The organism is Leucobacter denitrificans (genome assembly GCF_014396385.1).
Classification (GTDB): domain Bacteria; phylum Actinomycetota; class Actinomycetes; order Actinomycetales; family Microbacteriaceae; genus Leucobacter; species Leucobacter denitrificans.
In genome coordinates, this window is the sequence record NZ_CP060716.1 from 1,502,730 (window position 1) to 1,515,963 (window position 13,234).

The 13,234-nt window shown below is 59.2% G+C and carries 14 protein-coding genes; 10 read left to right on the forward strand and 4 right to left on the reverse strand.

Annotated elements, in window-relative coordinates:
* The first annotated feature begins 19 nt into the window (after positions 1-19).
* Positions 20-514, forward strand: coding sequence for a DUF4385 domain-containing protein (locus H9L06_RS07250; protein ID WP_187554564.1), 495 nt, complete (start codon positions 20-22; stop codon positions 512-514).
* A 16-nt stretch (positions 515-530) separates the two neighbouring features.
* Here H9L06_RS07250 and H9L06_RS11775 read toward each other — a convergent pair whose 3' ends face one another.
* The 3 genes from H9L06_RS11775 to H9L06_RS07260 form a co-directional block, all read right to left on the reverse strand.
* Positions 531-731 carry an HAD hydrolase-like protein gene (locus H9L06_RS11775; protein ID WP_246454300.1) on the reverse strand — a complete coding sequence of 67 codons (201 nt, stop codon included), beginning with the start codon at positions 729-731 and terminating at the stop codon, positions 531-533.
* Between the two features lie 77 nt (positions 732-808).
* Complete coding sequence (locus tag H9L06_RS11780; RefSeq protein ID WP_246454301.1) at positions 809-1,195, reverse strand: HAD family hydrolase; 387 nt, start codon at positions 1,193-1,195, stop codon at positions 809-811.
* Between the two features lie 49 nt (positions 1,196-1,244).
* Positions 1,245-2,024, reverse strand: coding sequence for a GntR family transcriptional regulator (locus H9L06_RS07260; RefSeq protein ID WP_187554565.1), 780 nt, complete (start codon positions 2,022-2,024; stop codon positions 1,245-1,247).
* A gap of 270 nt (positions 2,025-2,294) precedes the next feature.
* On the opposite strand from H9L06_RS07260, the gene H9L06_RS07265 reads away from it, so the two are divergent.
* The 9 genes from H9L06_RS07265 to H9L06_RS07305 all read left to right on the forward strand — a co-directional run bounded on the left by H9L06_RS07265 (position 2,295) and on the right by H9L06_RS07305 (position 11,982).
* Entirely contained in the window at positions 2,295-3,515 is a 1,221-nt protein-coding gene (locus tag H9L06_RS07265; protein ID WP_223165180.1) for a TIGR03364 family FAD-dependent oxidoreductase, read from the forward strand.
* On the forward strand, positions 3,512-4,612 hold the full coding sequence (locus H9L06_RS07270; RefSeq protein ID WP_187554566.1) for an ABC transporter substrate-binding protein: 1,101 nt from the start codon (positions 3,512-3,514) through the stop codon (positions 4,610-4,612). Before H9L06_RS07265 ends, H9L06_RS07270 begins: the two co-directional genes overlap by 4 nt.
* Before the next feature lie 79 nt (positions 4,613-4,691).
* Positions 4,692-5,528 (forward strand): hypothetical protein, encoded by an 837-nt coding sequence (locus H9L06_RS07275; RefSeq protein WP_187554567.1) that lies wholly within the window; start codon positions 4,692-4,694, stop codon positions 5,526-5,528.
* Positions 5,525-6,412 carry an ABC transporter permease gene (locus H9L06_RS07280; RefSeq protein ID WP_187554568.1) on the forward strand — a complete coding sequence of 296 codons (888 nt, stop codon included), beginning with the start codon at positions 5,525-5,527 and terminating at the stop codon, positions 6,410-6,412. The genes H9L06_RS07275 and H9L06_RS07280 overlap by 4 nt, the downstream gene beginning before the upstream one ends.
* Positions 6,409-7,548 (forward strand): ABC transporter ATP-binding protein, encoded by a 1,140-nt coding sequence (locus tag H9L06_RS07285; RefSeq protein ID WP_187554569.1) that lies wholly within the window; start codon positions 6,409-6,411, stop codon positions 7,546-7,548. Before H9L06_RS07280 ends, H9L06_RS07285 begins: the two co-directional genes overlap by 4 nt.
* Entirely contained in the window at positions 7,545-8,315 is a 771-nt protein-coding gene (locus tag H9L06_RS07290) for an alkaline phosphatase family protein (RefSeq protein WP_187554570.1), read from the forward strand. Before H9L06_RS07285 ends, H9L06_RS07290 begins: the two co-directional genes overlap by 4 nt.
* Positions 8,316-8,402: 87 nt before the next feature.
* The gene (locus H9L06_RS07295; RefSeq protein WP_187554571.1) at positions 8,403-8,981 is read left to right on the forward strand and encodes an NADPH-dependent F420 reductase; all 579 of its coding nucleotides are present in this window, start codon (positions 8,403-8,405) and stop codon (positions 8,979-8,981) included.
* A gap of 163 nt (positions 8,982-9,144) precedes the next feature.
* Positions 9,145-10,107, forward strand: coding sequence for an alcohol dehydrogenase catalytic domain-containing protein (locus H9L06_RS07300; RefSeq protein WP_187554572.1), 963 nt, complete (start codon positions 9,145-9,147; stop codon positions 10,105-10,107).
* Positions 10,108-10,371: 264 nt separating this feature from the next.
* Positions 10,372-11,982 (forward strand): ABC-F family ATP-binding cassette domain-containing protein, encoded by a 1,611-nt coding sequence (locus H9L06_RS07305; protein WP_187554573.1) that lies wholly within the window; start codon positions 10,372-10,374, stop codon positions 11,980-11,982.
* Here H9L06_RS07305 and H9L06_RS07310 read toward each other — a convergent pair.
* Positions 11,979-13,187, reverse strand: a complete 1,209-nt coding sequence (locus tag H9L06_RS07310) for a cobalamin-independent methionine synthase II family protein (protein ID WP_187554574.1) — start codon at positions 13,185-13,187, stop codon at positions 11,979-11,981. The genes H9L06_RS07305 and H9L06_RS07310 overlap by 4 nt on opposite strands.
* Positions 13,188-13,234: the final 47 nt, after the last annotated feature.

Sequence of the window (13,234 nt, forward strand, 5' to 3'; positions counted from 1 at the left end):
CCCGAGGAGGAACTCATCGATGGCACCAGAATTCGACTACACCCTCGATTTCGACAAGATTGACTTTCGAAAGCAGCCTGGGCTGTATCGCAGCGGACGCGGGGAGCAGGGCGTGCTCATGGTCGAGCCGTATAAATCGGAGATACTTCCACACTGGCGGTTTGCCACGCCTGAGGTGGCTACGGCTTCGAGCGAGAAGATCCTAGCCATGTTTTATGAGTACCTCGAACAAGAAGACTTCGTTGGCGCCGATATGGCTCGCAAGCTTCTGCAGATGGGCTTCACCCGCGCAAGACGGTACGCCAATTACCCCGGAGGCAAGAAATACAAAGGTCCCGTTCCCGAGGACAAGAAGGGGCAGTGTGGATCCCACGGCCGACCCGAGAATCCCCGTCAGAAAGAAGACCCGGTAAAGGCTGAGAGCGCACGCATTTTTCGCGAGAAGTGGCAAGAAGCTGCTGCCGATCCGCGCTACAAAGAACTTCGCGAGCGCCACCACGAACTCTATGGCTGAAGCTACTGATAACGGACTAGGCGCGCAAGCTCATGATTTCTGTGACGGTCGACATGATGTGAGTGTGTGGCGAACACTCGAGCTCCTCTGAAGGGTGCGCTCCGGAGAGCACCCCAACCACATGCGCAGCACCCGCTCTCGTACCCGCAAGGAGATCGTTGGGCGTGTCACCCGCAACAAGAACTTTGCGCACATCGTCGACTCCGGTCGCTTCCATGGTGTGAAAAATAAGATAAGGCGCCGGGCGAGAAGCGACGACTTCGTCCGAAGAAACGAGCGCGTCGACGTGCGTTCCTACCTTCCACCCCGCCCCTCGAGCAACAATTCGGCGATGGGGCGCGAGTACCCGGTCTGGAGCGCAACCTTCACTCCTTCGTCGTGAAGCTGAGCGAACATCTCGGTCACTCCAGCGAACGGCGCGGGCGGGTCGTTCCGATACCGATCAACAAGCGCCTTCGTGAACTCTGCGTACACATCATTCGAATCCGCATCACTCTGGAGCGCGGCGAGCATCCCCTCAATAGCTTCATGCTTTGACGTGCCAGTCCATTTATCCACAAGCTGACGAGGTACCTCGGCCCCTATCGCTCGCGAAACCGACTCACCCAAGACCTCATACACGGTATTGCCGTCATCGAATGTGGTGCCTGCCATATCGAGTGAAACCAGGCTGAAAGTCATGCGTATCTCCTTGTCGAGAGGCGTAGTTTGGGTCGGGCTCGTAGGTGGATCATCGAGCATTCACGGCGGTGCTTCGCGACGCGCTCACCAGCGCAGCCGAATCTGCTCGAGAGTTGCGAATCCGTATGTTCGCGAGGTCAGATCGATACCGATCTTCCGAGTATTCGAGTACATGTCCCGCAGCCGAGGTGGTATTGCGGCGGACTCTGAGAATCGGGCTACCCGGTTCGACCTGGAGGAGCTCTGAATCGAGCGCGTTCGCCGGAACGGCATCGACGAGGTGTGTGCCTTCGTCGAGTTCGGCACCGCGTTCGATCAAATACTCATAAATTGATCCGCTGTCAGTATCGAAGTTCATCAACGCCTGACCGACAGAATCGTGAAACGTCGATCGCTCAATCATGGTGGGGCGGTCATCGATGAGACGCAAGCGGGTGAGATGAACAAGAAAGTCGCCTTCTGGGTACCCAAGAGGCAGTTCGGGCTCAGGGCTCTCACGTCGGCGTCGGGAGATCTCGATGGTCCGCTGCCCCGGAATGTGCCCCTGCGCAACCACCCACGATGAGAATGAGAAGAAGTCATCAATCGACTGCGCGAGCGGTTGCGCGTGAACAACAGGGCGTCGCCCGCGGCTCGTGTGGATGAGGCCTTCGTGACGCAACGTAGCGAGCGCCTGGCGAATCGTTCCACGCGAAACGTCGAATTGTTTGACCAGGGTCGACTCCGACGGAATCTCGCTGCCGACTGGAAACTCGCGCGATTCAATCGCGTGACGCAAGTGGTTCGCGATTGCAACATGCTTCGACTCGTCGGCGGCGCTCAGGTCCATACGAAGAAGTCTATACACGTGGCCGCATGCCTAAGGGTAAACAACGGATGAAGAATCATTTTAGGCGGGTAGGACCGAGCTGCCATTCCACCACACGCTTGGCAAAGCCGTGTCCGACGCTCCGTCTATTGTTGCCATGAACAGGAGTTTTTTCCTGAGATCACCCGATTGAGCAAACAATGGCTGACCAAGAAGAACGAGAGATGAAGTGTCAACGTCAATTGCGAAAACTCGCCAACATGTCTAGTCAAGACGTGCTTACATTGCCTCGTGCTTGAACGAAACTTCGAACCTATATCCGCACCAAAAGCGCTCTCAGTGCATCAGTACGATCTTGTGATTATTGGAGCAGGGATTGTCGGTCTCTCTCACGCCTGGCACGCACTTCGTCTGGGACTACGCATCGCCATCGTGGAGCGTGATGATGCTGCCGTCGGCGCATCGGTGCGAAACTTCGGCCACATTGGAGTTTCGGCACATTCTGGCAAGGCACGTGAATACGCCGAGATTGCCCGGGCGGAGTGGCTCGCGATCGCTGCTGCGACCGGCATCACGGTCGGCGAAGTCGGTACAACCGTGATACTGCGCAATGAACTCGAGGCCGCGGTCACAGAGGAATTCGCGGCGACCAACGTTGTCGAAACACGGCACCTCGACTCCGTGCAAGCCGCAGATGTGCTTGGCACAGACGCAGCACACATTCACAGCGGTCTGCATCTCCCGTATGACCTCAAGCTCGATCCGCTCACGGCGATACCCACTCTCGCACGCCATCTCGGTGATCAGGGCGTCGATTTCTACTACGCCACAAATGCAGGCCGACTCGAGCCTGGTTGTGTGTACACCAGCCGAGGAAAGCTCAACACCAAGTACATAGTCCTTGCAGTGAATCACGACATTGATCGATTCTTCCCAGAGATTGCGGACCTGCATTCTGTTGAGCGGTGCCGTCTTCGGATGCTCGAGATCGAACCGCCACGTGGTGTGCGCATCAACCCTGGGATCCTCACGGGACTCTCGCTTTTGCGATACGACGCGTTCCGAGAGCTCCCGTCACACGACGCGCTGAGGGCGCATTTTGCGCAGGAGCGCCCAGAATTGCTTGAACACGATCTCAACCACATGCTTACTCAGCGCCCTGACGGCATCCTCATCGTCGGCGATACCCATCATCGCGAACGAACCGAGTCCCCTTTTGAGCTTGAGCGCAGCGACGATCTGCTACTCCGAGAAACTCAGCAACTTTTCGGTGTCGACCACCTCACCATCCGCCGTCGGTGGCGCGGCCTCTATGCCTCCTCTGCCTCGACCAACTTCGTCAGTGAAAATCCGCTCCCTGGAGTACGCGCAATCTCCGTAACGACGGGCATCGGCATGACGACCGCACTCGGATTTGCCCGCGCCTCTCTTGAGTCGCTCCTCAACGCATCCTCGACCCCACCCTCAGACCCACTGCGATCTGCGCTGCTCACCTCGAAAGGTATCTCATGAAAAAGAAATTCATTGGAGTCCTCGGACTCACTGCTTCCGCCGCACTCGTGCTCACCGGCTGCTCCTCGACCTCACAAGCTGCCGAAGGGGACTGGACCGCAGCACCGGTGATGGAGAATCTCCAAGCCCAGGCCGACCCATTCACCACGTACGCTCTACCGGACGAATGGGCAAACTACGGCGCTCTGTTCGAAGATTTTTGCGAGATCAATGACCTCACATGCTCGCACGTTGACAGCGACATGTCCTCAGGAGAGGCGATCCAGCGATACGCGGCAGAAAAAGGGAACCCGATTGGGTACCTCAGCGACATCGGTGGCCTCTGGGGGCAGGTTGCTGAGGGCGCCGGAGTCACGGCACCGTACGTTCCGGAAGGTGCCGAGGACCTGCTGCCCGGTCAGTACGGAGAAAACGGCGGTTGGATCAATACATTCACCGGAGTCGTCGGCTTCCTCGTCAATGACTCTGTTTCTGAAGCACCGCAGACTTGGGATGACCTGCTGAAGCCGGAATATGCCAACGGAAAGGTCGCTTCGAGCGGTCTCAATGAGCCGATCGGCGGAACCCAGCAGGCAGTCGACCTCTCAATCGCACTCGCGCGCGGCGGCGACGTCACCGATACGGATGCGACCTGGGAGTATCTCAATGAGCTCTTCGCTACAACGAATGTCTCTGACGTATCTCCCAGCATCGACGCACTAATCCGCGGCGAGTACGGGGTAATGGTGCAGTACGACTTCAACGCGATCGCAGCGATCGAACAGGCTGAAGCACAGGGAGTATCACTCTCATTCGTCGTTCCGTCCGACGGCTCAATCTACATGCCTTCATCAATCCTTGCGAACGGTCACAACTCTGAGTCGATGGACTTCATCAAGGCCTTCATGGATTACGTACTCACAGACGAAGCGCAGCTCAAGTTTGCTGACTTCGGCGCCAGACCGATTCGCTTCGTGAACGGCGACCTCGAGGTTCCAGAAGAACGGCGCGCACGCTGGTTGCCCGAGGAGAACTATGCGAACACCCAAACCTTCGATGCCTCGCTCATTGATCCCGAGCAATTGCTCGCTGACTATAACGCGAACGTAAAGAACTAAGTCAACGGGTGTGTGAGGCGGTATCGCCTCACACACCCCCAATGACTACCCCACCTAGATACGGAAGAGTTCGCGAACCATGAAGCTCTACACGCTCGCTCGCACCCTACCCGCACTCCCGATGGTCCTCCTCGGTGCTGCGTGCCTGGTATTTCCCATGATCATGCTCATGCACACCGCACTCCAAACCCCAGATGGAGTCGGACTCGACAACTTCGTGCAAGTCTTTGCAAACCCAGTCGACCGCGCGGCGATTCTCAACTCGGTGCAATTTGCGCTTTGGCAAACGTTGCTCTGCGTGGGCATCGGTACCCCAATAGCTCTCGCGCTCCTCCGCCTCTCAACGAAGTCGCGCGGGTGGGTGATGTCGGCAATTAATGTCGCATCGAATTTCGGCGGACCGAGTCTCGCGTTTGCATTCCTTTTACTCATTGGGGCGAACGGGATGCTCTCGATCCTGTGGGGCAAAATCTTTGAACCCACCGAATTTCCCACACTCGGATCAATGGCGGGGCTGAACATCATCATGTTGTACGTGCACCTTCCCCTCTATCTCCTCCTCACCTTGCCGAGCTATGCGCTGCTTCGCGACGAGTGGCGTGAAGCGTCACGCATGGCAGGTGCGGGTACCTGGCGATACTGGACTCGTGTTGGCATACCCGTGCTCACGCCCTTCGTGCTCGGCAACGCGCTTCAGGTGTTTATGTGGGCGATGGGAGCGTATGGAGTGCCATATGTGGTAACCCAGTCTCCCAGTTCGGTCGACTTACTCTCCGTTCAAATTGGGCTCGGAGTGCAGGGGGGAATCTTCGGGCTCGAGCACCCAGCCACGCTCGCCGTGTTGCTCATGGTCCAAGCGATTGCATTGATCTGGCTGTACCGCACTGTGCAGCGCCGAGGGGAGAAGATACTGTGACACTTACACTGACTCAGAGCTCGACACGTCCCACCCGTGTTCAGCGATTCAATAGCTCGCGCATACCCATCGTTCTGCTGTTCGTGTACCTCGGGCTACCGCTTCTCGCGCTACTCCTCTTCAGCTTCTCGCGAGTGTGGGATGGAACTGTCTTACCATCTGCGTTCACTCTGGAGCACTGGAAGAATGCTCTGCAGAATACCGACGTTGTGCAGGCCACCGGCCGGTCGCTTTTCGTCACGCTCATGGTGTGTGTGATCAACTGGATCGTTGTGATTCCCGCGGCCTACATCGCGGTTGTCGTGTCACCCCGGCTCCGATCGCTCTTCCACGCGCTTGCGATCGCGCCCTTCGCACTGCCGTGGATCGTGATCGCTGCTGGCATGCAGCTCACGGTAGGAGAATTCGCCCCGCAACTCTTCGCCACAGTGGGACTGCTCGTAGTGACGATCTCAGCAGTGACATTTCCGTACCTATATTGGGCAGTCGAGAGCTCATTGATTTCGAATAACGTGAAGCAGCTCGCTGAGGCAGCACAGATGAGCGGCGCAGGGTGGTGGCAGACAATCACTCGGGTGGCCGTGCCATCGGCAAAGAAGGGCATCATGTCAGGCACGCTGCTTGTTGCTTCGGCAGCTTTCGGTGAGTTCGCGATCACGCAAATCATCATCGGTGGCGCTTATGAAACACTGCCGCTCTGGACGTTGCGCATGTTCCACGGGCGCGTTCCAGGGGCAGGCACCGACCTCGCCGCAGTCTCGTTCGCGATTTTCCTCGTGTTGTTCGCTGTCTCGATGGTTCTCAGTCGTATCGACTCTGATCCCGCACAACCCACGCTGGGTGGTTCGCAAAAGCTACAAAATAGAAAAGGAGTGAAGCGATGAGCGCGGTCACTGTGAAGAACGTTCGCAAAGCATATGGAGATCATGTCGTTCTCGACGACGTGTCGCTCGAATTCTCTGAAGGAGAATTCGTCTCCCTGCTCGGACCTTCCGGGTGCGGCAAGACGACACTGCTTCGGGTTATTGCTGGCCTTCAGTCTTTCGACTCAGGCAGCGTCGAGTTCGATGGTGTCGACATGACGAACGTACCCGCGCAGAAGCGCGGTATTGGCATGGTGTTTCAGCAGTATTCCCTCTTCCCGAACATGACCGTGCGCAAGAACATCGCGTTCCCGCTCGAAGCAGCTCGAATGCAACGGGCCGATATCGAGCGGAGGGTTGACGAGATGGTCGAGCTCATCGGGCTAGAAAAGCACCAGCATAAGCGGCCAAAACAGCTCTCAGGGGGTCAGCAACAGCGGGTCGCTCTCGCACGGGCGCTCGCCCCTCGCCCGCGCATTCTCCTCCTCGACGAGCCACTGAGTGCACTTGATGCCCAGGTACGATCGCGTTTGCGCGATCAGATCCGCGACATTCAAAAAGAGGTCGGAATCACTACGATCTTCGTTACGCACGATCAGACCGAGGCGTTCGCCATGTCGGATCGGATTGTGCTCATGGGCAGTTCGGGCATCTTGCAAGTCGCAGAACCAGCAGAGATTTACGCAAGACCAAGCCATCGCGAGGGCGCGAACTTCATTGGTCGCCGTAACGATATCAAAGTCGTAGCCTCGGAGGGTCGACTCAGGTGGGAGGGACTCTTCGACCTCCCGTCACCCGTGCCCGACGGAGAAAAGGTGCGCTGCTCATTCAGGGCGGAGAGCGTGAATGTAACTCTGGCCGGAGGAGCTCGGCGGTCAAACAGCGTCGTCAATGAATGGGCTGAAGCGAGATGGGTTCCTGCACGGGTGAGAACGCGCACCTACCTCGGTTCAACGAGTTCACTCAAACTCCAGCTCGCAGGCGAGGAGAAACTTAAGGCAGTAGTTACTGGGTCACTTGCCGTGCACATCGAAGATGACAGTGCCGTCGACGTGAGCGTCGATGCGAAGGACATTAACGTCTACTCGAAGGGGCGCTTGGTCGCAGTGGGTTCTGAGCAGGTAATGGAAACATACGAAGGAGCAACTGCAGCATGACCAAGAAAGTCCTTCTCTTCGGTCTCGACGGCGTCAGACGTGATTCACTCGAACAGGCATCGACCCCGCACATCGATGCTGTTGCTGAGCGCGGTGGCCGTACTGCGATCGATATCGATGAACGATGCCACACCGTCTCGGGCCCCATGTGGAGCACCATTCTCACCGGAGCCTTTCCCGAAGAGCACGGCGTTCACGACAATATTCAGCAACCAACCATGCGAGTGCCAGACGTTTTCTCGCGGCTCGTTACCGCTGGAAAGGCCAAACATCCGGTTGCTGCGGCATCGTGGCCACCACTTACGAGTCGGGTCGAATGTGGCCCTATCGTCAACCCTTCACTTGTGCGTGCGTTCGCAGCACCGCTCCGCGTCGAGACCCCGGAAATATACATTCCGGGCGACGTGATGGTTCGCGATGCTGCCATCGAACTCGTCGGCGTTCCAGAAGTTGATGGTGGTTTCGTGTACTTCGGTCAGGTCGATACCGTCGGGCACACTGAGGGAATCGGCACGAGCTATCTCAAGGCAATCGAGCGCTGCGACGAACACATCGGCTCTGTGCTCAATGCCCTTGCGGCGCGCGGCGATCGAGATGAGTGGATCGTTGTGATCACGACCGACCACGGCCATCTTGATACGGGCGGTCACGGTGGCCGCACATTCGAAGAGTGCGCGGTATGGGTTGTAAGCGACAGCGACGAACTGCTTTCCCGAATCACTGGTCCGCAGGACATCGCATCTGCGATTGAGCACGCATACGGATAACAGCTCGAATTCAGCCACTTTGGTTGCACTTACAACCAAAGTGTGTCTATCATTTAGTTACACGTACAACTAAAGGGGAAACCCATCATGGCTTCATTCACAATCTTCGGCACCGGCAACATGGCAAACGCAATCGGCGGCGTCTTTGCAAACGGCGGCGCCTCAGTCGACTACGTGTCGCACGAACAGGCCGCCGACGCGGTAGTGAATGGCGACACTGTCGTTCTCGCAGTGCCGTACCCCGCGGTCGCTGAGATCCTCAAGAACAATGCGGATAAGTTCGCTGGCAAGACTGTCGTTGACATCACCAACCCGTTGAACTTCGAGACCTTTGACTCGCTCACCGTGCCGGTTGGCAGCTCAGCAGCAGCTGAAATTCAGAGTGCTCTGCCCAACTCGCGCGTACTCAAGGCCTTCAACACCACCTTCGCGGCAACACTCGCATCAGGCAAGGTAGGCGACACCAAGACCACTGTGCTCGTCGCGGGTGACGACGCAGACGCGAAGTCAGCTCTTGTTACAGCAGTGCAGGCAGGCGGCCTCGGCGCGATCGACGCGGGCTCACTGAAGCGCGCGCACGAGCTCGAAGCAATCGGGTTCCTGCAGCTCACCCTCGCCGCTGGCGAGAAGATCACCTGGACTGGCGGATTCGGCGTAAACAACTAATCAGCCAATCAGAAGGGTCGCGCGTCACACTGGACGTGCGACCCTTTTTCTATTCTGCGCCGAGCGGCGACACGCGCCGCACCCACAGAAGATCCACCCAGGAATACTTCGCATTTGAAGCCGGTTGTATTTATATGCAAACGAATATAAAAGGAGTTGTGACATGAAGGCATGGCAGTTCACAGGAACCAACAAACCTCTTGAGCTCAACGAGGTACCCGAACCCACCGCTGGGCCAGGTCAGGTCGTTGTCACCGTTCGAGTAGCCGGCGTCTGCCACTCTGACGTTTCTGCGCTCGACGACGAAGGTTGGATGGGCCTCTTCCCCACACTCCCCCGCACGATGGGCCACGAGAACGCTGGCGTCATCACCGAGGTGGGCGAAGGCATGGATCACTGGAAGGTCGGCGACCGCGTAGGCCTCGCACCGATGTTCTCCGACGGAGACGCACTCGGGTACGGCAAGTGGGACGGCGGCTTCGGGCCGAAGCTCCTCGCAACTGACGATAACCTCGTCAAGCTGCCCGACGAGGTCTCATTCGAACTCGGCGCTATGGCGACCGACGCAGGCCTCACGGCATACCACGCCATCATGACCCTCGGCGAGGTGAAGAAGGGCACGAAGGTCGGAGTCATCGGACTCGGTGGACTCGGCTACATTGGCGCCCGCGTCGCAGTACTTTCTGGGGCTGAAGTGTACGGCGCAGATCTCAGCCTAGCCGCGCGCGAGCTTGCCGACGAAATCGGCCTCGCAGGAGTTGGCGAATCGATCGAAGAGTTTGCCGACAAGGGCCTCGAAGTTGTGGTTGACTACGCAGGTTTCGGCGTTACCACCGAATCAGGCGTGAACGCACTCTCGAAGTTCGGCGTGTTCGTGCAGGTGGGTATGGGCAAGCTCGAGGCGCGCCTCGACACCCTCCAGCTCATCACAAAGCAGCTCACTGTGAAGGGCTCGAACTCGGGCACCAAGGAGGATCTCGAGAACCTCTACGAGCTGATGCGCTCTGGCGATCTCAACCCGCCGGTGAACCTCATCACGCACGCAGAGATTCCCGAAGCGATCGATCGCCTCCGCGAAGGCGGGGTCGTCGGGCGTCTCATCGCCGTCTACGACGAGGCTCAGTAGCGGTCCGGATCGGTGGGGCGTTCGGGCTATTCGCTTAAACCTGGGCCAGTCGGCCCAGCGCGCCAGGCAAAAATGCGTCGCATTTTTGACGCGCCCCGCGTGTCACCTTCGTTGCCACGCGAACCCCGATGCGCGACTATCCCGAACGCCCCACCGATCCACCTCGCTACAAACCAACCTGGTACCCTAGACGCGTGCATAAGCATTACTTCTTTCTCTAGTTCGGTGATCGGTCTTCTGTAACTCCGACACCGAGGAAGTATTTTGCATACCCAAAAACACTCTGGGGCGTCTGCACGCGCCCAAATAACTCTCGCCTCCGCCTCAGTTTCGCGCGGCGGCAATCGCATTCTCAACAAGATCGACCTGTCGATCTCAGCACAATCACGCGTCGGCATCGTCGGCGAGAACGGTCGCGGCAAGACCACCCTGTTGCAATTGCTCGCTGGCAGGTTTGAGCCAGACAGTGGATCAGTCACTCGCATTGGATCGATCGGCGTCGCCGACCAAGAGATGCCCACGCACGACGAGCGCACTGTCGAAGACGCCGTCACTGAAGCGATCGCAGAATCAACTGCGGCGCTCGAGCAGCTCGATGCAGCGGCGGCAGGGCTCGGGAGCGGTGACGATCCACATGCTGAAACTCGCTATGCCGAGGCGCTCGAGCACGTTGAGGCCCTCGAGGCATGGGGTGCTGAGCGCCGAGTTACGCTCGCACTTCGCGAGCTCGACGCAGACTTCGACCGGGACCACAGGCTCGACACGCTCTCGGTCGGGCAGCGATACCGCGTGAGGCTCGCATGCTTGCTCGGCGGCGACCACGACCTGCTGCTGCTCGACGAGCCGACGAATCACCTCGATCGCTCGGGGCTCGACTTTCTCACGGTGAGTCTACGGGCGAGGCGTGGTGGGGTCGCACTCGTAAGCCACGATCGCGCCCTACTCGCCGATGTCGCGAACATCATCGTTGACCTCGACCCAACCTTCGACGGAAAGGCACGTGTGTACGGCGGGTACGACGCTTACCGGGAGGGCAGGGCGGCCGAGGTCGCACGTTGGGAGCAAACGTACGAACGCGAGCAAGCAGAGCGTGCACAGCTGCATGATGACCTGGTTGCTGCGCAGAGTCGGCTTTCGACTGGATGGCGACCCGACAAAGGCACAGGTAAGCATCAGCGCCAAAGCCGAGCCGCTGGCATCACCCAGTCGGTACACAGGCGACGTGAAGCACTCGAGGCCCACGCGGTCACGGTGCCAGAGCCGCCGCTTCGGTTCAACTTTCCCGAGCTCAAAGCACGCTCAGGTTCAGTGCTTATTGAGGCCGAAGGGGTCGTGCTGCACGGTCGGCTCGCGCCGGTTCCTGCGGTCGAAGTGCAGGGTGGATCGAAGCTCCTCATCACCGGCCCGAACGGTGCGGGTAAGTCGACGCTGCTCAGGCTGCTCGCAGGCGAACTTGAGCCGGATGCGGGGAGGGTGACGCGATCCACAACTGCGCGGATCACGCTGCTCAGTCAGGAGTCTGACCTGCCGCTGCGCCGAACCGCGGCTGACGTCTTTAGATCGGCGGCGCAAGGCGACGACACAGTATCGCTCACCTCGCTCGGGCTGCTGCGTTCCGCGGACACGTCGAAACGCGTCGGCGAGCTCTCGATCGGTCAGCAGCGGCGCCTCGATCTCGCGATCACACTGGCAAGCAAGCCTCAGGTGCTCTTGCTCGATGAGCCGACGAACCACCTCTCGATTGGACTCGTAGACGAACTCACCGAGGCGCTCTGTGCCATGCCGGCCGCGGTCGTGGTGACGAGCCACGACCGCCAGCTCCTCCGCGACCTCACGAATTGGTCGAGGATCGAGCTCGCCGATCCACACCACTAAATACGCGAAGCAGCGCGGCGCGCACCCTCACCGAGTGACTCGAGTTTCGCCCAGGCGATCTGCGGGTGTACGCGCCCGCCGAGCCCGCAGTCGGTCGCGGCGATGACTCGCTCGGGGCCAACGATCTTTGCAAAGCGCTCGATGCGCTGCGCAACGAGGTCGGGGTGCTCGACGAGGTTCGTAGAGTGACCTACGACGCCCGGTACGAGGATGAGGTCGTCTGGGATGAGGCCCTTGTTCTCTTCCCAGACAGCCCACTCGTGCTCGTGCCTCGCGTTCGCAGCCTCGAACGAAATCTGGCCAACATTCGCACCGAGCACGGTCTTCAGAATGTGCTTGAGCTCAATATCGGTGGTGTGCGGGCCGTGCCACGAGCCCCAGCACAGGTGCAAGCGAACCTGCTCCTTGGGCAGGCCCTTGATCGCCTCGTTGATGGCATCGATGCGGATCTGCGTGAACGCCACATAGTCCTCGACACTCGGCTCGGGATTGATCTGATCCCAGTTTTCGGCGAGCGACGGATCATCGAGCTGCAAGATCAGACCCGCGTCGGTGATCGCACGGTATTCCTCGCGAAGCGCGCCGACCCAGGCGTCGATGTGCTCCTGCTCGGTCGGGTAGAAGTCGTTGCGCACACGCGCGGCCGAACCGGGAGCGATCGCGGTGAGGAACCCAGACTCACCCTCGTTCAGTGCAGCGCGCAGGTGCTGGGTGTCTGCGGCCACGGCATCATGGCCGCGATACGAGATCTCACTCGTTGTGGTGGGAAACGCGGTTGCAGTTCGGCCGGTCGCAATGCCGCTCTCGGGGTCGTTGTACGCATCGGCAAACGCGGCCCGGTCGCGACGATCAAGGAACGCCGTGAGCTGCACGTTGCCCGGAGTCGAGCGGCGAGCTGGCTCGTTGAACGCATTCACCTCGGTGAGCGAGAGCCCGTTCACGCGCTGGAACGAGTACCCCCACCAAGCACCGTAATCAACCGCGTTCGACATCGCCTTGCCAAACTCGCCGTCACCCGGCTGCGTGATGCCAACCTCGCGCTGGCGCGCAACTACGTCGCGCACGGCTTCGGCGACGAGCTCGTTGAACTCGGGGGTCGACTTCAGCGTGAATCCGTCGTCTTCAAAGGTGCGCGCGGCGTTCGCGTCGATAAGTGCCTGCGTACGCGGCAGGCTTCCTGCGGTGGTGGTCTCAATGGTCGTCATACTGCGAAACTACCCCCGATCGAGCAGAGATACGACTCACGTGACGA

What these genes read in the sequence shown, in the direction of transcription:
- H9L06_RS07275 (WP_187554567.1), top strand. Translation starts at nt 4,692, where the DNA reads ATGAAGCTCTACACGCTCGCTCGCACCCTACCCGCACTCCCGATGGTC.
- H9L06_RS07285 (WP_187554569.1), top strand. Translation starts at nt 6,409, where the DNA reads ATGAGCGCGGTCACTGTGAAGAACGTTCGCAAAGCATATGGAGATCAT.
- H9L06_RS07290 (WP_187554570.1), top strand. Translation starts at nt 7,545, where the DNA reads ATGACCAAGAAAGTCCTTCTCTTCGGTCTCGACGGCGTCAGACGTGAT.
- H9L06_RS07310 (WP_187554574.1), bottom strand. Translation starts at nt 13,187, where the DNA reads ATGACGACCATTGAGACCACCACCGCAGGAAGCCTGCCGCGTACGCAG.
- H9L06_RS11780 (WP_246454301.1), bottom strand. Translation starts at nt 1,195, where the DNA reads ATGACTTTCAGCCTGGTTTCACTCGATATGGCAGGCACCACATTCGAT.
- H9L06_RS07250 (WP_187554564.1), top strand. Translation starts at nt 20, where the DNA reads ATGGCACCAGAATTCGACTACACCCTCGATTTCGACAAGATTGACTTT.
- H9L06_RS07260 (WP_187554565.1), bottom strand. Translation starts at nt 2,024, where the DNA reads ATGGACCTGAGCGCCGCCGACGAGTCGAAGCATGTTGCAATCGCGAAC.
- H9L06_RS07295 (WP_187554571.1), top strand. Translation starts at nt 8,403, where the DNA reads ATGGCTTCATTCACAATCTTCGGCACCGGCAACATGGCAAACGCAATC.
- H9L06_RS07300 (WP_187554572.1), top strand. Translation starts at nt 9,145, where the DNA reads ATGAAGGCATGGCAGTTCACAGGAACCAACAAACCTCTTGAGCTCAAC.
- H9L06_RS11775 (WP_246454300.1), bottom strand. Translation starts at nt 731, where the DNA reads ATGGAAGCGACCGGAGTCGACGATGTGCGCAAAGTTCTTGTTGCGGGT.
- H9L06_RS07270 (WP_187554566.1), top strand. Translation starts at nt 3,512, where the DNA reads ATGAAAAAGAAATTCATTGGAGTCCTCGGACTCACTGCTTCCGCCGCA.